The organism is Pedobacter steynii (assembly GCF_900103665.1).
In the GTDB taxonomy this organism is placed as follows: domain Bacteria; phylum Bacteroidota; class Bacteroidia; order Sphingobacteriales; family Sphingobacteriaceae; genus Pedobacter; species Pedobacter steynii.
Genome location: NZ_FNGY01000008.1, coordinates 140841 through 161273 on the forward strand (window position 1 = coordinate 140841; position 20433 = coordinate 161273).

The 20433-nt window shown below is 41.8% G+C and carries 21 protein-coding genes; 8 read left to right on the forward strand and 13 right to left on the reverse strand.

Annotation, left to right across the window (positions count from 1 at the left end):
- Window positions 1-131: 131 nt before the first annotated feature.
- The 4 genes from hemF to BLQ87_RS22040 form a co-directional block, all read right to left on the reverse strand.
- The gene (gene hemF / locus BLQ87_RS22025; protein WP_074611082.1) at window positions 132-1028 is read right to left on the reverse strand and encodes an oxygen-dependent coproporphyrinogen oxidase; all 897 of its coding nucleotides are present in this window, start codon (window positions 1026-1028) and stop codon (window positions 132-134) included.
- Between the two features lie 81 nt (window positions 1029-1109).
- Window positions 1110-2330, reverse strand: a complete 1221-nt coding sequence (locus BLQ87_RS22030) for an MFS transporter (RefSeq protein WP_074611083.1) — start codon at window positions 2328-2330, stop codon at window positions 1110-1112.
- A 127-nt stretch (window positions 2331-2457) separates the two neighbouring features.
- Complete coding sequence (locus BLQ87_RS22035) at window positions 2458-2652, reverse strand: hypothetical protein (protein ID WP_074611084.1); 195 nt, start codon at window positions 2650-2652, stop codon at window positions 2458-2460.
- A 57-nt stretch (window positions 2653-2709) separates the two neighbouring features.
- On the reverse strand, window positions 2710-3018 hold the full coding sequence (locus BLQ87_RS22040) for a phosphoribosylpyrophosphate synthetase (RefSeq protein WP_074611085.1): 309 nt from the start codon (window positions 3016-3018) through the stop codon (window positions 2710-2712).
- Window positions 3019-3098: 80 nt separating this feature from the next.
- On the opposite strand from BLQ87_RS22040, the gene BLQ87_RS22045 reads away from it, so the two are divergent.
- The 3 genes from BLQ87_RS22045 (at window position 3099) to BLQ87_RS22055 (ending at window position 5665) form a co-directional block, all read left to right on the forward strand.
- Entirely contained in the window at window positions 3099-3584 is a 486-nt protein-coding gene (locus BLQ87_RS22045; protein ID WP_074611086.1) for a DUF4442 domain-containing protein, read from the forward strand.
- 24 nt (window positions 3585-3608) lie between these two features.
- Window positions 3609-4235, forward strand: a complete 627-nt coding sequence (locus BLQ87_RS22050) for an AlbA family DNA-binding domain-containing protein (protein ID WP_074611087.1) — start codon at window positions 3609-3611, stop codon at window positions 4233-4235.
- Window positions 4236-4300: 65 nt separating this feature from the next.
- Window positions 4301-5665: an MATE family efflux transporter gene (locus BLQ87_RS22055; protein WP_074611241.1), complete on the forward strand. Its 1365-nt coding sequence runs from the start codon at window positions 4301-4303 to the stop codon at window positions 5663-5665.
- Between the two features lie 54 nt (window positions 5666-5719).
- Here the strand turns inward: BLQ87_RS22055 and BLQ87_RS22060 are convergent, their stop codons facing one another.
- Together BLQ87_RS22060 and BLQ87_RS22065 are read right to left on the reverse strand one after the other, a co-directional pair.
- A complete protein-coding gene (locus BLQ87_RS22060) occupies window positions 5720-6694 on the reverse strand; it encodes a hypothetical protein (RefSeq protein ID WP_074611088.1) in 975 nt (324 codons plus the stop codon).
- Window positions 6691-7053, reverse strand: coding sequence for a chorismate mutase (locus tag BLQ87_RS22065; protein WP_074611089.1), 363 nt, complete (start codon window positions 7051-7053; stop codon window positions 6691-6693). The genes BLQ87_RS22060 and BLQ87_RS22065 overlap by 4 nt, the downstream gene beginning before the upstream one ends.
- A gap of 222 nt (window positions 7054-7275) precedes the next feature.
- Between BLQ87_RS22065 and BLQ87_RS22070 the strand changes: the two genes are divergently transcribed.
- From BLQ87_RS22070 to BLQ87_RS22090, 5 genes are all read left to right on the forward strand, one after another.
- Window positions 7276-8217 carry a sulfite exporter TauE/SafE family protein gene (locus BLQ87_RS22070; protein WP_074611090.1) on the forward strand — a complete coding sequence of 314 codons (942 nt, stop codon included), beginning with the start codon at window positions 7276-7278 and terminating at the stop codon, window positions 8215-8217.
- A 151-nt stretch (window positions 8218-8368) separates the two neighbouring features.
- Window positions 8369-9781 (forward strand): sensor histidine kinase, encoded by a 1413-nt coding sequence (locus tag BLQ87_RS22075; protein WP_074611091.1) that lies wholly within the window; start codon window positions 8369-8371, stop codon window positions 9779-9781.
- Between the two features lie 116 nt (window positions 9782-9897).
- On the forward strand, window positions 9898-10881 hold the full coding sequence (locus BLQ87_RS22080; protein WP_074611092.1) for a sensor histidine kinase: 984 nt from the start codon (window positions 9898-9900) through the stop codon (window positions 10879-10881).
- Window positions 10882-10884: 3 nt separating this feature from the next.
- Entirely contained in the window at window positions 10885-11949 is a 1065-nt protein-coding gene (locus BLQ87_RS22085; protein ID WP_074611093.1) for a histidine kinase, read from the forward strand.
- A gap of 207 nt (window positions 11950-12156) precedes the next feature.
- Entirely contained in the window at window positions 12157-13170 is a 1014-nt protein-coding gene (locus BLQ87_RS22090) for a GNAT family N-acetyltransferase (protein ID WP_074611094.1), read from the forward strand.
- A gap of 157 nt (window positions 13171-13327) precedes the next feature.
- Here the strand turns inward: BLQ87_RS22090 and BLQ87_RS22095 are convergent, their stop codons facing one another.
- The 7 genes from BLQ87_RS22095 to BLQ87_RS22120 all read right to left on the reverse strand — a co-directional run bounded on the left by BLQ87_RS22095 (window position 13328) and on the right by BLQ87_RS22120 (window position 20431).
- The gene (locus tag BLQ87_RS22095; protein WP_074611095.1) at window positions 13328-13528 is read right to left on the reverse strand and encodes a hypothetical protein; all 201 of its coding nucleotides are present in this window, start codon (window positions 13526-13528) and stop codon (window positions 13328-13330) included.
- 12 nt (window positions 13529-13540) lie between these two features.
- Window positions 13541-13990, reverse strand: coding sequence for a DUF6934 family protein (locus BLQ87_RS22100; protein ID WP_074611096.1), 450 nt, complete (start codon window positions 13988-13990; stop codon window positions 13541-13543).
- Window positions 13991-14353: 363 nt separating this feature from the next.
- Window positions 14354-15712: a hypothetical protein gene (locus tag BLQ87_RS22105; protein ID WP_074611097.1), complete on the reverse strand. Its 1359-nt coding sequence runs from the start codon at window positions 15710-15712 to the stop codon at window positions 14354-14356.
- A 24-nt stretch (window positions 15713-15736) separates the two neighbouring features.
- Complete coding sequence (locus tag BLQ87_RS22110) at window positions 15737-16996, reverse strand: DUF2264 domain-containing protein (protein WP_074611098.1); 1260 nt, start codon at window positions 16994-16996, stop codon at window positions 15737-15739.
- 81 nt (window positions 16997-17077) lie between these two features.
- Window positions 17078-18337 (reverse strand): glycoside hydrolase family 88/105 protein, encoded by a 1260-nt coding sequence (locus BLQ87_RS22115; protein ID WP_074611099.1) that lies wholly within the window; start codon window positions 18335-18337, stop codon window positions 17078-17080.
- A gap of 182 nt (window positions 18338-18519) precedes the next feature.
- Window positions 18520-18684 carry a hypothetical protein gene (locus BLQ87_RS33860; RefSeq protein WP_172664940.1) on the reverse strand — a complete coding sequence of 55 codons (165 nt, stop codon included), beginning with the start codon at window positions 18682-18684 and terminating at the stop codon, window positions 18520-18522.
- Between the two features lie 13 nt (window positions 18685-18697).
- On the reverse strand, window positions 18698-20431 hold the full coding sequence (locus tag BLQ87_RS22120) for a RagB/SusD family nutrient uptake outer membrane protein (RefSeq protein ID WP_074611100.1): 1734 nt from the start codon (window positions 20429-20431) through the stop codon (window positions 18698-18700).
- Window positions 20432-20433: the final 2 nt, after the last annotated feature.

Below are 20433 nucleotides of genomic sequence, written 5' to 3' on the forward strand. Positions count from 1 at the left end.
AAATAGTAATGTTCCCTAAGAACGATTTAAACGTGGTATTCTTATAACCTTGCGAATTTAATAAAAAATGCGCCATTAAGGCGCATTGTGGAAAAATTTTGTCGTATAAATTTCGGGTATAAAAAGGCGAATCAGGCCCATTCAACGCCTTTTTTCAGCCTACTCAGGGTGTAAGCTTCAGGGCTGTCGGGAATTGGCTGATAATTATACACCCATTTCGCCATTGGAGGAAGACTCATCAGGATGGATTCTATCCTCCCGTTGGTTTCCAGGCCAAATTTTGTTCCTGCATCGTAGACCAGATTAAACTCCGCGTACCTCGATCTTCTCAAATATTGCCATTCCTGTTCTTCCGGACTAAAGTCGGTATCTCTGTTTCTGTCGATCAGCTCGGTATAAGCTGGCAGGAAAGTATTTCCTACGGCCTCCGAGAATTCCAATAACCTGTCAAAATCCATCCCTGTATTTTCAGGCTTCAGTTTATCATAAAAGATGCCACCTACACCTCTTGTTTCTTCTCTGTGTTTGATGAAGAAATAATCGTCCGCATGCGTTTTAAACTTAGGATAAAAACCACTGTCAAATTCATCACAGGTTTGTTTCAGTAAGTGGTGGAAAAAACGTGCATCCGTATCAATCACATAATGTGGCGTCAGGTCTATGCCTCCGCCAAACCACCTCGTCTGATCATCCATCTCAAAATAGCGGATATTCATATGTATGATGGGCACAAAAGGATTATTTGGATGCATGACAATAGATACGCCTGTAGCGAAGAAATCATCACTCTCGATCTTAAAAGCCTTTTTAATGGCATCCGGTAATTTGCCATGTACCGCGGAAAAATTCACGCCGCCTTTTTCAATTACATTTCCATTCTGCAGAATCCTGGTTCTGCCACCGCCACCGCCGTCACGGCTCCATAGTTCTTCTTCGAAACGTCCTTTTCCGTCGGCCTGTTCCAGACCCTCGCAAATCGTATCCTGAATTTTCTGGTAAGCGGCAACTACTTTATCTTTAAACCCCATTTTCTTTAAAACTTAAGCTCAAAGTTAACCTTTAAAAAAGCGCCTCCATCTCAAAAGTTGAGATAGTACATTTTTTTGACACTATTCCTCGATAAAATTCAGGTCCCGTCCATAAGTTTCTTCCAGGTGATAAAGGGCGATGTACGCCATGCCCACCGTAATCACCGCCACACATAAGGCCGCATTTACAATCCCCATGCTGCCCGCCAGCCATTGAAACAGCATCGTCACCAGGATCAGTGAACCCCGCACCATATTTGGTGCAGTTGTCGTTACTGTAGCCCGCAGGTTGGTGCCGAATTGTTCAGCAGCCATGGTCACAAATACCACCCAATAGCCGGTAAAAATCCCTGTACATAAACAGAAAATATAGAAGTTTGTAGCCGTCCATCCGCTGCTGAACAGATACAGCAGCATGCTGCCAAATGTCAGCGTCAAAAATATAAACACGATTTTCTTACGGGTTTTAAAAACCTGACTCAGGGCGCCCGTCAGGAAATCTCCAAGCGAAATCCCGATATAAGCAAACATCACCCCTTTCCCATTGTCAAAGATTTCTTTTGCATGTAAAGCCTTCCCAAATTCCGGAGCAATTCCGATCAGAATTCCTACCACAAACCAGACCGGCACGGCAATCAGGATACAATTCAGGTATTTAAACCCTCTCTTCCTCGTCAGCAGCATCATGAAATTACCTTTGGAAACTTCCTTTTTTGCCATGTTCTTAAACATTCCGGATTCAAAAACACCGATCCTTAGCAATAAGAGCAATATGCCCAATCCTCCGCCAATAAAAAAGGCATTACGCCATTCAAAAAGATCACCGACAACATAAGCGGCTACGGCGCCACTAAGGCCTACCCCGGCAACCAGCATCGTTCCATAACCACGTTTTTCTTTGCTCATGCTTTCAGATACCAGCGTGATACCCGCTCCCAATTCTCCTGCAAGCCCAATACCTGCGATAAACCGGAATGCCGCATACATGGGGATACTCGTTACAAAGCCATTCGCAATATTGGCGATAGAATACATCAGGATAGAGCCAAAAAGCACAGATAAACGGCCTTTCTTATCGCCTAGAATTCCCCAGAAGAACCCACCGATCAGCAAACCAGCCATTTGCCAGTTCATCAGGCTCAGTCCGGTTTCCGTGATTTTATCGGCAGGAACACCCAGTGCAGCCAGGCTTTTATTTTTTATAATCAGAAATAAGAGCAGGTCGTAGATGTCGACAAAATAACCGAGGGCTGCGACAAGCACCAGGAGGAATACGCTTTTGTTATTATTTTCAGTAGTCATTGGAGGTTTGTTGGTGGACTGAAAGTACAAACAAATTTAATTACCCGGGAAAAATATTCTGATTTAAATGCAGAATGGCCAGATCATCAGACCTGGCCATTCTTTCTAAAACCTGATTTTCAGTCACTTAATCCGGTTGCTGTTTTTTCATCGTATCCGGAGGCAGTGTTTTAGTCGTATCTTTCACCTTATTGGTGTCTATTGGTTTCATTGTGGTGTCGACTCTGGTGCTATCAGAAGCTCCTGAAACACTCTTCGTGGAGTTGCATGCTGCCGCGATCATAATTGACCCACAGGCAATGCTAAAAATTAACTTTTTCATAGGATTTTCAATTGATTCTCCTATTCAAAACAAACAGCAGGCCTAAAAGTTTCCTGGTTAGTCGTGGTGCATCTTCAGTTTATCCAGCAGCTCAGGGGATACATTCTCCGCATAAGCCCCGTACGCATCAATCATCACCCCTTTCAGGTTGCCCACAGGCGAAGAGATCGCATAGATGACCGCACTGTCTGCCGGATCATTCATTCCCTCAAAACGATAGACCTCATCAATCTCAAACTCTTCCGGCATCAGCTGCATATCGATTGCCTTGCATTCGATATAATCAGGGCCTAAAGTGAAATCATATTCATAACCTCTTTTTTCGAGATCTGAAACGGCGGCAGTAACTGTGTCATATACATACATATCCCTAATTTACTAAAAAATTACTTTACTAACCACATTAAAATTTCATAGTTCAATAAACTTTCTGATATTTAAGCATCATGGTTGTATCAGAAAAAACCCTTAAATGGGGCCTTTGTTTTTACCCTCCTTTGTTATTCCAGCGTATATGGGTGAAGAAATTCCATAAAGGTTTTCGGGGAGTGGATGTAAAGATCAATAAAAGCCTTTTCAATAAAAATTATAACGGATCCATCTTCGGAGGAACCATTTATGCCGCTACAGATCCTTTTTATGCCCTGCTGTTTGATCAGTTGCTTCAGAGGGCAGGATTTAAAGTCAGGGTTTGGTTAAAAAGTGCTTCTATTCAATACCTTAAACCGGGACGGGGAGATTTATTTTTTACCATCACCGTTAGCGATGATATGTTGAATGAGGCTATTGAAGCGTTAAATACTGCTGGTAAATTTGTAAAAGCTTACCCGATGGAGATCACCAATGCGCAGGGCGAGCTTTGCGCAACAGTCATGAATGAAGTGTACGTCCGAAACCTGTATCAGGGGGAAGAACCACGCATTGCTTATTAAATTGTATGTTTAAGTCACAGTCCAATGAATATCAAGAAACTCATCCTGCAAGGCGAAGGAACTACCCTGGATTTCAAGAAAACCATTAACAGCAATGAAAAAATTGCCAAAAGCCTTGTTGCTTTTGCCAACAATAAAGGCGGGCAATTGCTCATTGGCGTTGCCGACGACGGCAGTATCAAGGGGGTGAAATCCGAAGATGAAGAGCGGTATATGATCACCAAATCTGCGCATCAGTTTTGCCGGCCGGCGATAGAACCCGAGTTCGAGGAGATTTACGTAGACGATAAACTCGTACTCGTCGTAACCATCCATCCAAGCGATACCAAACCGCATTATGCTTTAGATGAAAACAAAAAATGGTGGGTTTATTTCAGGGTCCAGGACAAGAGCCTGCTCGCCAGTAAGATCATTGTAGATGTGATCAAAAAGAGCGGAGATCCCAACGGACAGCTGATCAGTTATAGGGAGGATGAAAAAAAACTCTTCGAATACCTTGGTCAGCAAGGCCGCATTACCCTGAAGGAGTTCAGTAAGATTACCAGAAGTTCCTATAAGAAAGCGCAGAAGGTATTGGTTAGCCTGATCATTAGTGGTCTGATCCAGCCTCATTCTTCGGAAAAAGAAGAATATTTCACGTCAATACAATAACAACTGGATGTAAAATTATTTTACATCATCTAGAAATGAAGCCGGAATTGCCGACTTTTGCAAAAATGCTTAGTAAAATTTATTCAAAATATAAACCTTATTATTCAGACAACTTACGTCTGGCTATGCCTATTGTGGTTTCACAGTTGGGGCATACACTAGTCCATTTAGCTGACAGTGTAATTGTTGGGCACTTTGCCGGAACGATACAACTCGCAGCAGTATCACTTGTAAACAGCCTTTTCATGCTCATCCTCGTGATAGGAATGGGAATCTCTTACGGGTTAACGCCATTAATGGCTCAGGAAAACGGAAGGAAAAATTACGAAGAATGCGGTAAGCTCCTGTCGAATAGTCTGATCATCAACTTCATCACCTCTCTATTGCTCTATGGGTTCGTCCATCTGGGCACATTGCTGGTCATTGACCACATCGGACAATCGCCTGAAGTGGTTGCCTATGCAAAACCATATCTGGGTTACCTTGCCATCTCCATTATCCCGCTGATGATTTTCCAGACTTTCAAGCAGTTTGCCGAAGGATTGGGGTTCACCAAACAGGCCATGTTTGTTTCTATCTGGGGAAACCTGCTGAACATCATTCTGGGAATCATTTTCGTGAAAGGAATGTTTGGAATCGCGCCTATGGGTGTTAAAGGAGTTGGTTTAAGTACACTGATCGATCGTTGTCTGATGGCAATCGTTATGTCCATTTATGTGATGAGGTCTCAATATTTCAAAGCCTATATCAAAAGCTTTAAGCTGACTTTCTTTGATAAAGTAAGGGCCCTTAAAATTGTTAAAATCGGTGCACCTGTGGCCCTGCAATACTCCTTTGAGATCAGTGCTTTCAGTGGTGCTGCTATTCTGATCGGAACGATTGGTGCGGTAGAACAAGCTGCGCACCAGGTTGCGATTAACCTCGCTTCCGTTACCTATATGATGGCGAGTGGAATTGCGTCTGCAGCCACCATAAAAACAGGAAACAATTTTGGAAAGAAAAACTTCAATGACCTCAGACAATCCGCAATTGCGAGTTATCATGTGATCATTCTCTTTATGAGCATAACCGCGATGTTATTTATTGTGGCCAATAACCTTCTTCCTTACATTTATACAGAAGATCGTGCGGTGATCAATATTGCTGCGCAGTTATTGATTATCGCCGGGTTCTTTCAATTATTTGATGGAACTCAGGTGGTCGGATTGGGCATATTAAGGGGAATTGGCGATGTGAATGTACCGACCTTCATCACCTTTGTTGCTTACTGGGTGATTGGAATTCCATTGGGATACTTATTGGGTATTAAGCTTGATTTAGGGGTAAATGGAATTTGGTATGGCCTTACTTTCGGCCTGCTGACGGCTTCTATCCTATTGTTTTTCAGATTTCAAAACAAAACCCGGCTGCTGATTTCAAAAGCAGCATAATTAGAAATGAAAGGCGTGGTAAATGAAGTGCCCCCCAAAGATTGGATATTTCATTTACCAGGCCTTTTTCTTAATCGGTTTTTTAGCCGTTTTCTTTTTCGGAGTAGTAGTTCTTGGAGGAGCAGGTATGATTTCTGTCGCCACAGCATTAGTCTCAACCTGATCTATACCTGGATCTCCTTCTTCATCTTCTCTTTTGAAATAAGCCTCATGATCCGGAATCTGTAACTTTGATTTAAAGTTTTCGGTCGATTTCAACTGTTTATAGATATGTCTGTTCCCTGTGGTATCAGGTAAGGACAGGGAATCAGGAACCCCTGCATTTAAAAAATAGCTGTCAAATTTAGTCAGATCGATCTCTTTGGACAACTCCTTTTTTACTGCAAAATAGCTTTCTTGCCCACCTTCTTCCGCTAAAAACAGACTGTCGTTTTTTAAGACTGCCTGAAGGTTAACCGGAGGTACCTCTGCCTGAGGATTATAATACAGGATAAAATCGTTCCAGTTGGCGGAGGGTACGAATGTGTACACCACATTGTTGTCTTCTTCCGAGGGGCCATAAAAGCCTTTAGAAAGGAAGAATTTATTTACCGGCCTGGAAGTCACATTTAAGGAATTGCTCCGGCTAAAAGTCGACTGATCCCGCAGGTGTAAAAGCTGGAAATTGTTTGCCTCAAAAACATCGTCAAAACTAACTGCAACGGAAGTATTCTCTGCATAACCTTTAAACGTAAACAGTTTCCCTTTTTCAGCTTTGCTGTTGTGTCTGCCAAAGACGAGAAAGGGATCAGCCGCTGCTTTTTCTTCTTTTAAGCTCAGCTTCCCTCCTGCTTCTGTCCATTTTCCAACAATTATCCGGTCTACAGATCCGTAGCTCAGGGAAAATAAAAACCGACCGTCCGGCAGAATCATGATTTCCTGGGCAATTTCCATTTTCGATCCATTATAACGGCCAGGAAATACACTTTTTTGTGCATGTACGGCCAGATTTAACAGGAGCATCCCTGCCCATAAGCTGATTTTTTTCATTGCGTTTCCTCTTCTTTTATGGCACGTTCTATTCTTAAACTCTCTTCATGAATGGCATTCATCACTTTGGTCATCAGTTTTGCAGAAAGGCCTTCCTGTGCTCCCATTTTGATGTTCTTTTTCAGGATTTGCCTGAACCGCCCCTTCTGAAGTGCGGGAATGTTATTTTTTGCCTTATAAATGCCCACCTCTTTTACCACCCGCTCCCGCTCTCCTAAAATCTCTATCAATTTCTGATCCAGAGAATCGATTTTTTTTCGGTGGAAGGTTAAGGTCGTATCGTTGCTTTGCGCATGGCAGATTCCGGAAAACAGCAGGCAGGTCAGTAAGGTAAGACCGCTTAAACAAAATGATTTCATATAAAAAACAGGTCGATTAAAAAGCCCTAATTAAGGGACAATTGGATCAATTTCAAAGAAAAGCGGCAGAATCTTTCTAAATAATTTTGTTTATTCAGAAAGTTAATATAATATTGCCTACTAATTCTATAGACATTTTACATGACCTGAGATACAAACTTAAATGTCGCCATTACCCTTGATAGATGACCAACTAAATAAATTTTCAATAGAACAACAATAATGAGTTTACAAGACAACGATATTGGCATGGCCCTACAGCACAGCAGGTCTCAGGAAAAAAAGTGGAAGCGCATTGCTTACCTGTGCCTTTTCCTTCTTGCGGCTTTGTTTATCGGATTTGCCATTGGTTCCTTCCTTAGTTATGAAACCGTCCTCACTTTCGGAAAAGAGCTATATGGACAGATGGATGAAAAATTCCTTTGGATGCTTGTGGTGGGGTTTCTTGCCCAAATGGTGGATGGCGCCCTTGGGATGGGGTATGGTGTCGTTTCTACGACTTTATTGTTATCCGGTGGGTTAAATCCCGCGGTCATCTCTGGCAGTATCCATACCGCCGAAATGTTTTCCAGTGGCGCATCTGGTTTCAGTCACTATCGCTTTGGTAATGTGAATAAAAAGTTATTCAAGACTTTGCTGATTCCCGGGGTATTGGGTGCGATTGCAGGAGCAATATTGCTGGGTTACGCCGGAGAAGCTTTTTCTCAGTACATCAGACCGGTAATCTCTATATATACCCTTGCGCTGGGCATTAGAATTCTAAGCAATGCTTTTAAAGAAAAACCAAAGCCTCAGAAAGTAAAGCGCGCAGGCTGGCTTGCTGGTGCAGGAGGTTTTTTAGATTCTTTTGGTGGTGGCGGCTGGGGTCCCTTAGTAACCTCGACCCTGATTTCAAAAGGACGGACACCAAAGTATGTGATTGGCTCGGTTAGTTTAACGGAATTTTTTGTGACGATGGCAAGTGCGATTACCTTTTTCTTTATTCTCGGCGTCAGTCACTGGCAGTCTATATTGGGCTTAATTATTGGCGGTGTTGCTGCGGCACCTCTCGCTGCCCGCCTGGTTGGAAAGCTTCCGATTAAGAAAATGTTTATTGGTGTTGCCGTAATAGTCATTCTGTCCAGCCTGAGAATTATCTGGAATTCCATAGATAAGTTAATTTAAAAAGTCATTCATTTTATTTATCATTAAATATTTCTATATAAAATAGCAGATGGTGTCGTTCCTGAAACACGGAAATAAAACCGGTGAATAACTCATTTTCAAAAGATTAGCTATTTGTCAAATAAAAGAATAAATTTGCTAGCAGTATCCAATGGCAAAGACTCTCCTCCCCTTTTTTCACAGTTTTAAAACACCGGCTCTTGATCAGATGATCATTGAAGACGAGGTTCGAACGGCTAATCTCGGCAGGGGGATTTTAATTACCGGATTATTCATTCCTATTGCCATTATCATTCATTTATATTTCAGTTACGGTAATTTCAGTGTTAGGCCGGTCTCAACGGGCCCGATCAATGGCTTTTTTATCGTCAACATTTATATGGGACTGGCTTGTCTGGCGTTATTCCTTACCGGGATATGGTTAAAACATACCAAAAAAGAACATCAGCTTTTAACGATTCTGTATCCTCACCTTGTGTTTTTTATTTTTGCCAGTGGTGGCGCACTTTGTGCAGTTTATGACCAGGCAATGGACAAGACCATCATTACCTTTTTACTCGCCTGCCTTTTAAACGCATCCACTTTATTGATCCGTCCGGCGTACCTCTTCTTTTACCTGCTGGGCATTTATATTTTTCTTTGTTATGGTGTATATCTAACTCAGCCAGATCAGAATGAAGTGTTGCTGACTGCAATAGATGGACTTTGTGTGATTGCAGTAGCTTATGCCATCGCCTATATTTTCTGGAACAATAGCATAACCCGTTTCAAGCAAGACCGCCTGATTAAATCCCAAAAACTGGTATTGGCACATCAATATGAAAAGCTATCTCAGTCAAATGTGAAACTGGAAGAGTCGAATGCAAGTAAAGATCAATTCTTTTCGATCCTTGCGCATGACCTCCGGGGTCCTCTTAATTCTGCCATCGCATTGACGAAATTCCTGGAAGAAGGCCTGTTTGAAGAGGATCTGGAGGAGCGTCAACAGATGTACTCTTTGTTGCAGAATAGCCTGAACAACAGTTCGAAACTACTTGAAAACGTGCTGTTATGGTCCACCAATCAGGCAGGTGTACTGAATTTTAAGCCCATGGTACTCAATATACACGATACGGTACAATCAAGTGTCGATGTGTTGAAAATTGTTGCAGCCCATAAACATATCGAAATCATCAATCTTATTCCGCAACACCTGACCATATCTGCCGATGCTGATATGATCCATACGGTATTTAGGAACCTTTTATCCAATGCGATTAAGTTTACTCCTAATTTTGGAAGCGTAGAAGTTCATTCAGAGCTTCTTGTCAACGAACAAAATGGTCAGGAATCTGTCCGGGTTTCGGTGATAGATTATGGCGTTGGGATGAGTCATAAGACACTGACTAATCTTTTTCGCATTGAAAAAAAGATGATCGGTTTGGGAACAAACAATGAAACGGGTACAGGTTTAGGTCTCGTTTTATGCAAAGATTTCATTGAAAAGCACGAAGGAAGCATTATTGTTGAAAGTAAGGAGAATGAAGGAAGTAAATTTATTATAACTTTACCCGGCCGAAACTAACCCGACACCAGATGACCCCTGCTTTTAAGCAACAGTTTTCTCAAATATTTTCAAATTACAAGTGGATATTGCACTTGCTATTCTGGGCACTTTTTTACGTTCTAAACTATTATAGAATGGCTCAGGGAGGAGTTTTTAACAACCCTCTGTTTCCTGATCCTTTTCCCCAGCTTGCCTTAACCAGTTTTATGGCTACGGTATTGTTTCAATCCTACACGATGCTGCTGTGGGTATTTCCTTTATATCAAAAAAAACGGAAGTATATTTTTTGGGGCCTCCTTTTTCTGGTTCTTCTGATCGGCTTTATGGCCTATGTTCTGCTGATAAAATTTTCGGCCAGCAACATCCCAATCATGAGTTCCAGACCTGAATTTGAGATACTGGCCCAGATGAAGAGAAGAGCGATGATGTACTTTTTTTTCTCCAACGTATTTATCGCCTTTTATTACTTTATTGACATTTACAGCCATCAGAAAGAAATCCGGCGACTGGAACACTACAAAACTCAAAAAATTGCACTGGAGGGCAGCTTTTTAAAATCTCAGATCAACCCGCACTTTTTATTCAACACCATGAATAACATTTATGCGTTGAGCTTAAAGAAATCCCCGCAAACCCCGGTCATCATTGAACGCCTGGAATCACTGCTGCATTACATGTTATATGAATGTAAATCAGATCTGGTGCCATTGGAAAATGAATTCACTTTCACCAACAGCTACATTGCGCTGGAAAAATTACGACATAAAGAGGAACAGTGTAAGATCAGTATAGACATCAAAGGAGATGCTGCTGCTCATCAGATCGCTCCATTGTTGCTGATCAATTTTCTGGAAAATGCATTTAAACATGGCACAAAAACGAGTTTTGGCAAGTCATGGATAAATATGGAAATAGAAATCTCCAAAAAAGAATTCCATTTTAACCTGCGGAACAGCAAACCGGCCAAGCCCGTCCATCAGGCATTTTCAGAGTACCGTGGCGGAATTGGCTTAAAAAATGTAAAAAGGCGGTTGGAAATTTTATACCCAAGGCGTCACCAGCTCCTCATCAACAATCAACCAGACCATTTCGAAATAGATTTAATCCTTAATTTTTAAAGCATGAGCAACTTTGTACAATTAGAGATTGATGAAAGGAACAAATGGGTTTATTTCAATAAATACAGGTGGGTAGCCCATGTTGTATACTGGATATTTGTATTGATCGTCAGTACGATTATGCCAGCCAAAGGCCCGATTACTTTTTCCCTGATTCTCAACCACTTTTTCTTGGCAAATGTAATGATTGCCAGTTTTTTTTACCTTTACTGTCTGGTGCTGATTCCCTATTTCTTTAAGCGGAATAAATACCTTCAGTTCTGGTTGCTTGTCATTTCAGGCTACCTCATCATTACTGCAGCAGATGTTTTTTTCGGCAGGGCTTTCGTCCACCTGAAAGATCCGGTAATGCTGGAAAAGGACCATAGTTTTCTTGCGGATTATATCGAAAATTTATACGGCTTTCTTTACAATTTTCTCTTTTTCGCCATCATGCTCTTTTTTATGGAGAAGAATGAAGAAAACAGCACCTTAATGGAGCTGGAAAAAGAAAAGAAAGAAATTGAGCAGGTTAAGCTGGACTTTCTGAAGACCAATATCAGTCCGGACTTTATCCTGAGGTCATTGCATCAGCTGAAAGAATCTGCAAAAATACCTGAGGAAAGTACGCCGGAAGCGATTCTTACCTTTTCTGACCTGTTGAGGTACCGCCTTTACAGAGGCCGGCAAACACAAACACCTTTAAAAGAAGAATTGTCTGCATTCTCTTCTTTTGTTCATTTTATTGGTTTTGACCAGCAATTAAAGGTCGTATTTCATGTCCAGGGTGATGCAGAAAATAAAAAGCTCGCTCCTCTTGCACTGATCAATCTCCTGGAGCCTTTTTGTAAAATCCCTAATCCCGAACCGGTAGTTTTAGAGATCATGTTGCTTATTGAGGCCAATGAATTGCTGATGGAGATGAATTATGCAGCAAATGCAACACCTCAACTGCTCACCGATCTTGAAGCCTATAAAGAGAATTATGTACAACTGTATGGTGATTCGGTAAAATTCCAATTTGAGCGTAGTCAAAATGATGTATTTAACGTCAGACTTTCCCTGCCCCTCGTCACAATAGCGCTTTAAATGCTTTTCATTTCCGTTATCTTCCTGTTGGCCATCATTTAACCATTATCAGGTAGTTGATAGGTCAATCGTTGGTCTTCAGCACCTATAAACGATGTTTCCAAAATCAGAAGACTGTTTACTTAATTAAAACGCATATCAATACGATATGAAAAATATTTCGTAAATTGTAGAAAAATAATTAAGTAATTAATTAAAAACATCAAAATGGGAAATTTAAGAAATGGGTTATTTGGCGGATTCCATGGCAGAATCGGCAACCTGGTAGGTTATACCTTAAAGGGTAAACATGTGATTAGAACAATTGGTAAAAGCAGTAAACCGCTTACTCCGGCAAGAAAGGCAAATTGTGAAAAGATGAAAGTGGTCAATGAGATTCTCAAGCCTTCCATTCATGCCATCCGTGCAGGATTCCGTCTGGCGGTTACCGGAACGGACAGAAACGAGTACAATGAGGCAGTTTCTTACAATAAAAAGAACGCGGTTCAGGGCATATATCCAGACATCAGCCTGGACTATACCAAAGTATTAATGAGCATGGGAACACTTCCTGTAGCTATTAACCCAGGTATCAGCCAAAACCAGGAGAAAATCACCTTTACCTGGGAAATATCGGCCAGTCCGGCGAGCGAGTATCATACTGACCGCACGATGCTGGTGATCTATTTTCCTGATATAAAAGAGACCTGTTGCCAGTTGGTCGGGGCAAAAAGAGTCGAAGGTAAGGATCTGATTGTGATCAGCCAGGAACATGTAAATCAACGTATGGAGGCTTATATTTCTTTTGCTAAAGACAATGGAAAAGCAGTCTCGAACAGCATTCATGCGGGTTCTTTGAACCGGGATCGCAAAACGGAAATCACAGACCATAGCCATCTGGAAATGGATCAGCTTATTCAAAAAGTAAGCGGCGATCTGGAGTTAAAACTCAATCAGGATGATGCCCGTATTGCAGAACTCAGGATTAACTCCTCTCCTGACGAACAACCAGACCTGGAAGAATTTTTATCATCAACGCTGTCTGTTTTGTTTGAAAAGACAAAGGTTAACCGGCTTGTAGTGAATACAAACGCGAATAATCTGGAAACAATCAGTTTGCTGAAGCTAATGGGTTTCAGAAAGGAAGGTCATTTTATTGAAAACCGGTTTGTAAATGGCAAATGGATCAATGAATATCAATTTGCGCTTTTAAAATCGGAATGGGACCTGTTGAACGACTAGCCGTTTAGCTAAGAAATTTCGATTGTTTTACCGGCAGATCTTCAGGAGGTATGTTGGTGGGAATTGCTATGGATTTATCTTTGAAATAAAATGTAAAGTCTCTGGCCGAATGGTTAAAGGCTTTACATTTTATTTTTAAGCTGCAATAGCAACCCGCTTATTTCTTCAAATGCCCCGCCTGAAGTTTCTGTAATTCAGGCGGAATGCCTACTCTTTTAATGGTCTCAGTTGCTTTGTTCACTTTTTTAACCAGGTAAGGATCATTACTGTGATCCTTAAGATTAGGAACGACTTTATCCTTAAGAGGATCAAGTGTAAATCTCTCTAATTCAGTTTGAAATGCTTCTTCCTTTTTCATATACAAGTGTAATTAATATTTACGTGACACCATAAACGCTTCATAGTTAACGTTTTCTTTAAACGGAAACCAAGCGTCATCTACCAAACCATACACTTCAAGAACTTCAATAATATCTTGTATATTGGCTCTTAATGCCATCTGATATAATCGGGTTCTTGCCAAAGTACTGCCTTCGGCGTAAACCAAAGATCCGGGCATATGTTCAGTAAAATGAAGAACAGTAGCAGCAACCGTAGTTAATATTTTCTCCCGGTCCCCATTGTTTGTTATGGAAAGATCGTCTAACTCCCCGGTTATTTCGTTTACATCCCCAAAGCCCAGATTGTAAAACTTTAGGCCGTCTACTTCAGCAGGTGTATATTCAACAGCTTTTTGCGTGTTGCCTTTCAGACCAGTGCTTTGGAATGTAAATCTCATTAAGGCAGGATTAGTAACCAGGTTATACCGCTCGTTGTTCATGTCCCAAAGATATATAAAGTTATTTAAATTAACTACTAATTAATATTAATATTATAAATTAAATATTTTGAGTTGTAATTGGATACTTTGAATAGCCGGTCGGGCTGTTTTTACTGCAGTCTTAAACCATGTTTGCCCATCCCTCCTGTCAGATGAGTTATTATTTTCCGTAGGTATTTTTCTCCGTAATGATAAACAGAATTTATAAAAGCGCGCAGTCCCAGTTATTATCTCTGTATTTCAGTTTTACAAAGATCCGAAAATTGGTTTTGTATATTTTATCAATTGCCCTAAACAGAATGAGTTGACTAAAAGACTAAACGAGTTTTTAATCAATGGTAAATGATGAAAAATATGAAAAGGCTAATTAGGTTTATTTTCATAAATCACCGGTACCTGCTGCTGTAGCCAAATGGTCATCCATGCAGATCCCATTCTGCTGGCGATTGCCTCTTCCCTACCGGGATAGCTGTTTTCATGATCTCCGGCATAGGTATGTTTGTCCGCAAAACGATTTTGTTGCTCCAACACTTTGTCGACATGCAGTTTTGCCCAATATTTCCCCTTATGTTTTTTAGCGAGATGATCCCAGCCATAGGAAAAAGCCGCAATATCCAGATTAGCATAAGTATCATAAACACCTGTACCCCAGTCGGAACCTTCCGGGTAATAAACCTCCGGACTTCCTTCCTGGTACATAGTCCCACCCGGAGTGCTGTATGGCGGAGCGGAAAACCGGTGTGTCGTTACTGAGTAGTAAATTTTATCGAGATTAAAGCGGGCTGCTTCCGGCGTTGCTTTTCCGGCCAGAGAGAAAACGATTGGCGCATTTACCATAGATGCGAGCGCATTATACATCGGATGAATGATACCATGATTAATGACAAAGCCAGGCTCCTCTATATTAGAGCCTTGCAGCCAGCTGCTCACAGGACGTCCATGTATAATTTTTGAATTGTGCAGGTCTGAAGGCAGTGAGGTAGCAGCGATCAGATACTCAACAGCCTTGTGCAGCCATTGATCTGAATGTGGATGTTTGGGTAACATGACGGAAGCCAGATACAAGAGTTCCGCATTCCAGGCATCTTCTTCAATTTTAGAATCACCCTTGAAAATCACTTTTCCGGTACTGTCTTTATAATAAAGCGGGACTGTTGGAAGAAAACGGTCTGCTTCTGCAACGATCATTTTTACAATATCAGATTGATCTTTCACAGAAAAATCATCCCATAAAAGCCAGGCAACGTATCCTGAGTAGTAAGCCCAGTGGGCTGCCTGCCAATCCCCTCCCCAAACCTTACGGTTCTGGTTAACTTTATGATCATAAGCCACGGAGCGGACCATAAGGACCGCTTTATCTTTAGCTTCCTGCAAGGAAACCCTGGTTACCGAAGGATCGTATATCCCGGTTTTAATGGCAATAGCGATACCAAAGGCCATTGCTGCAGGAAAACGGTACCGGTATTCATTTACCTTTGATTTGCTTTTCAGGTCAAGATAACCGCTGGAATCCGGCTGATATCTTTTGAGGTCATTATACCAGGTGGTTAACGCAAATCTATTCGCATTCAGCAACGTTGTTTTTACCACATCAGTCAGTTTATTGTGGGGTACTTTCTTTTTAAAACTACCCCAGTTAATAGGCACTACCTGACTTTTTCCAATATTTACTGATGCCATCAGCAATAAAATTATGGCAGCTGTTTTTAAGCTATATTTCATTTTTATTATTTTAAACGCCGTTCTTTAATACTCTACATGATAATCCTTTTTAAAAGGCTGCCCAGTCCAGGCTTTCTTAGCCGTCCATTCTGCGGCAGGCATTGTCCAGAATACATTGTCAGCTGGTAATCCCAAAGGCAAAAATCCCAATGTGGCCATGTATAAACTTCCTGTAGAAGTGTACCCATCGGCAATGCCAGGTTGTGACCCACAGAAACCAAGAACCAACCATCCGGCTTTATCAAAGTTGTCACATTGATCAAACATCCGGCGCATGACAGCAGTAAGACCAGATCTGACTTGTGCAGGGCTGATTTCTGAAGGCAACTTCTCCATCAATGCCACCTGGCCCAGCGCCTGAAAAGCAGCAGTACGGTAAGTTACAGACCTGCCCATTGGCGGATAAGTGCCATCCGGCCCAATGATCCGTTCTGAAAACTCTGAATAACGAACCATGCGTTTAACCGCAGTCTCATACATTTCTTCTTTGATTCTTTTCTTAACTGACAACACTTTGAAAAAATCAACGAGCATTGGATGGATTACATAGGAGTTGTAATAATCGATGCTCAAACTAGGTCCGTCGCTGTACCAGCCATCACCCTGATACCATTCCTGAATTTTTCTTTTTGCAAACTCCAGGCGTGCCGGATCGGGCTGTTCGCCAATCGTCATTAAGAAAGCTTCGTTAATTCCAGCGAAAAGCAACCAGTTGTTATAAGCCCCGGTACGTGTACGTAAGGTTTTAAACTCTTCCGCAATTCTTGCTTTTGTTACCGCATCTAATGGTTCCCATAGTGCTTTTGGGGCTCTTAAAAATGCCTGTGCCATATAGGCTGCGTCTACTATCGGCTGACTTTCGGTTCTGAAATTTAAATAATCCGGATTTGCCGGATCAACTGCATTTGCAATTCCTTTTAGCAAAGCGGTACGAAGTTTCTTGCGCAGGAGGCCTTCTTTTGTTTCGTCATCAGGAAGTGCCAGCCAGGGCGCTACTCCTGCCATGGTACGGCCAACGGCCTCGAGGTAGGTCACCTTTTTAAAGAAATCTGTTTTCTGCCCTGGCGGGACTTCTACCGGCATATTCTGTTTTAAGGTTCCGTTCGCCAGGTTTAAGATGACTGGAGACGCGATTTTATAGAGCAGATTTGACCAGTACTCACGGTCTTGCCCGCCTGTTGTTGTCACACCTGGTTTTGCTTTTCTTAATTGCTGTGCATGCAGAACAGGACCAGCAGTTAAAAGTCCCAGGCCAATCAGAACTGCATATGTATAATTTTTCATCAGAATATATTTTCGGTTTATCGGTTATGAGGCCATCATAAGTATATTCATGAATGCTTATGATGAATCCTATTAATCATTTTATTTGGTGCTGACTTCAAAAAATCTGCTGGATCCTGCAGTAACGTCTGCAACAATCTGTAATGTAACAGGCTTCTTCCGTTCATAATTAATTTTTAAAGGAACAATTTCTCCGGTTGCCGCATCTCTTGCAATTAATTGTTTTGGATCGCCTACTTTAATCTTCCTTTTGATCTGATTCCATCCTATCCGGACAGTTTGTTCCTTGTTAACTGAAGATAAATTATATATCTCACTAATGACGGTATTTTTTTCATTCATCAGGTTCAGGCGAAATACTTCGCTGCCAGCCAAAAGAAATGCCCCCACGCCAAAAACATCGGTGTCTTCATAGCCAACTTTATCTGGCGCAGCTCCCTGTGGTTGTACAAAACCGAGTTTTCCGTCCGGATGTACAGCAGTGCTTAATGCTCCCCATGCCCTGGAAATTACAGGTTCGTATTTTTTATGCGAAATAAGCCCATTGTTGACACCCCAGGCCATTGCATAACAGATTAATCCAGTACCACTGGTTTCTTTGGAAGGATAACTTTGCGGATCCAGCAAACTGGCATGCCAGGCGCCATCTGGTTGTTGTAATCCGGCCAGACGATCAGACATCTCTATAAATAAATTTGCAAAGCGTTTGTAATCCGGGTGATTTTTTGGCAATACCGACAAGACCCTTACCAATCCACCAATTACCCATCCATTGCCCCGGCCCCAAAATACTTTTGCGCCATTTTTTTCTTTCTTGTTGAAGTAGCGGCTGTCTCTGTAATAGAGCTTTTCTTCCTGATCAAACAGGTATTCTGTAGATTTCCACCACAACTCCGCTGCCTTATCCAGGTATTTAGGATCACCAGTCGCCTCAGTAAGGAATGCCAGCGCTGGCGGTCCCATAAACAGCGCATCGCACCAGGCCCATTCACGTGTGTAGATGGCATTTTTCCACTCCAGTGGTTCCAGATGAGGTAATTTCACAATCGAATCACCAAGGTTTTTGAGATCTGCGATAAACTCCGGTCTTTTATAGACCCGATATAGCTTCGCATACAATTGCCCTACACAATAATCATCTGCGAAGTAACGGTATTTACCTGTTGTCCATCGGTTATCTTCCCCCACCTGAAGGAGTTTTTTATAATAAATATCGTCGTTTGCCAACTGGCTCCAGGCCATCATACCGGCATACATTGCGCCATTGGTCCAGTCTTTCTTTTGGTTTTTCCATCCTTCGGTTTCTAAATTTTTCCACTGCCAGTCTGCAACCTCTTTCATCTGACTAAAAATTTGACTTGCTGATACTTGCTGGTTTTGAGCCTGGGTTCTTTTAAAACAAAGAAGAATAAACAGAGATAGGAATATTGATTTGTGCATTTAATTATTGGGTTTTTATGTGTGTTATATCTGTAGCATAGAAATTGGTAAAACGGATTCCCGTTTCACCAATTCTATCGATATCAGGAATAGAAACTTTCGGTATGATAACTACCTGGAAGCCCGTAGCCCTTATCGTCAACATAAATGATGATTACATTCGGTCGTTCTTTGGACACCTGCTGCCCCCACAGTGGTTGAACAAAAAATATGGACAGAAAGGTAATCAGGCAAGTCGCTGTTTTCATTATGTTTTTATTTTTACCAACCTGGATTTTGAATCAGTTTATCTGAAATATTTACCTGAACAGCCGGAATTGGCAAGAGGTTCATTTTTGGTTCTACAAATACCGAAGCTGGTTTTGGCAAATCAAATTTCTCATAGCTATAAGTTCCGTTTGCATTTTTGATGATCTTCATTCCTCTGAGTATGGTCCCATAAGTGCTGGCCCCGATCTTCCACCTGCGGATATCCCAGAACCGGTGATCTTCAAAAGCAAGCTCAATCCTTCGTTCATCTCTGATGAATTTGCGCATCTGTTCCTGATTTAATCCTGCAGGCAAGGCTGCCGGTGATAAGCCCGCTCTTTCTCTGATTTGTCGCATAGGTTCATAAGCGTCAGTGGTTTGTCCGGATTCATTTAAAGCTTCTGCATAATTCAGTAAGACTTCAGCATACCTTAAAAATGGAAAGAAATGTTGTGTTCCTCCGGTTGATCCAGTCACATCTTCACTCATCATTTTTCTATTGTAATAACCCGTCTGCGTTCCCGGGGTGACAAAAGGAATGCTAAGCCCATCACCAGGTGCATTGAAATAAGTAAAAACAGGCTGTTTGGTATTGGTAGATTGGTTTAACCAGAGCGCGCCGTTATAAATAACGGAACGGTAAAATCTTGGATCGCGGTTTACATAAGGATTTTGAGGATCATAACCTGATCCCGGCGTATTGATCGGCATCCCGTTGCGCATCGGATAGGCATCCACATAATCTCCGTTAGGTGAATTATGATATGCTCCACCCCTGCTCGACGGCAAATGTGAATTCTCATAGGTGCGGTTACTTCCGGAGAGCCTTGCAAAAATCAGCTCTTTATTTACGCGCAGAAGGAATACATTGTAAAATCCTTCCGCCGTCGTATTATTGCCCCCCTCACCTTGTAAAAGACCGTAAAAATTCAAATCTATAACCGCTTTAGCAGCCAGGGCAGCTTTTGTCCAACGTTGCTTGTCTTCGGAAGGGTATCCAAAAACGGGATTTGCATCAGCAGCACCTCCGTTAAATAAGGGGCTTGCAGCAAATAACAATACCCGGGCTTTTAACGCAAGGCAGGCTCCTCTGGTCATCCTGCCATAGTTTTGCCCTTCAGTTCCGGTGTATTCCATTGGAAGGTCTGGGGAAGCCTCGTCCATTTCCTTAACAATGTAATTTACGCATTCCTCATAACTGTTTCGGGGAAGGTTAAAATCATCATCAATACTCAGTACATGGTCTATCAAAGGGACTCCGGCATAGTGTTTCATCAGCAGATGATAATACCAGGACCGTAAAAAGCGGGCTTCCGCCTTCATTCGTTTCTTTGTTCCTGATGACAAGGGTGATTCATCTACCCTGCTGATGAATAAATTGGCTTTTCTGATAGAACGGTAACTATTCTTCCAGATGTTATTAAAGGGATCAGGCAAAGAGCTTGGACTGTAATTTCCTTTTTGGAAGGTTCCGGCAGGTGTGTTTGTGGTCGTTGCCCAACGTTCATCAGACTCGTCACTAAATTCGGACAAGGAATTTGAGGTATTGATGCGCGTTGGATAACTTTCGGGTCCCAGATCTGCATATACGCTTGTGAGCACCTGCATGGTACGCACACTATCCGTCCATACGTCTTTATCGAAAATATCGGATTGGGTATCGCCTGATAATACACCTTCTTTTTTGCAGCACCATAAAGTGCTTACTGCCAATCCGATTAATGTAATGTTCTGTAGTAATTTCATGA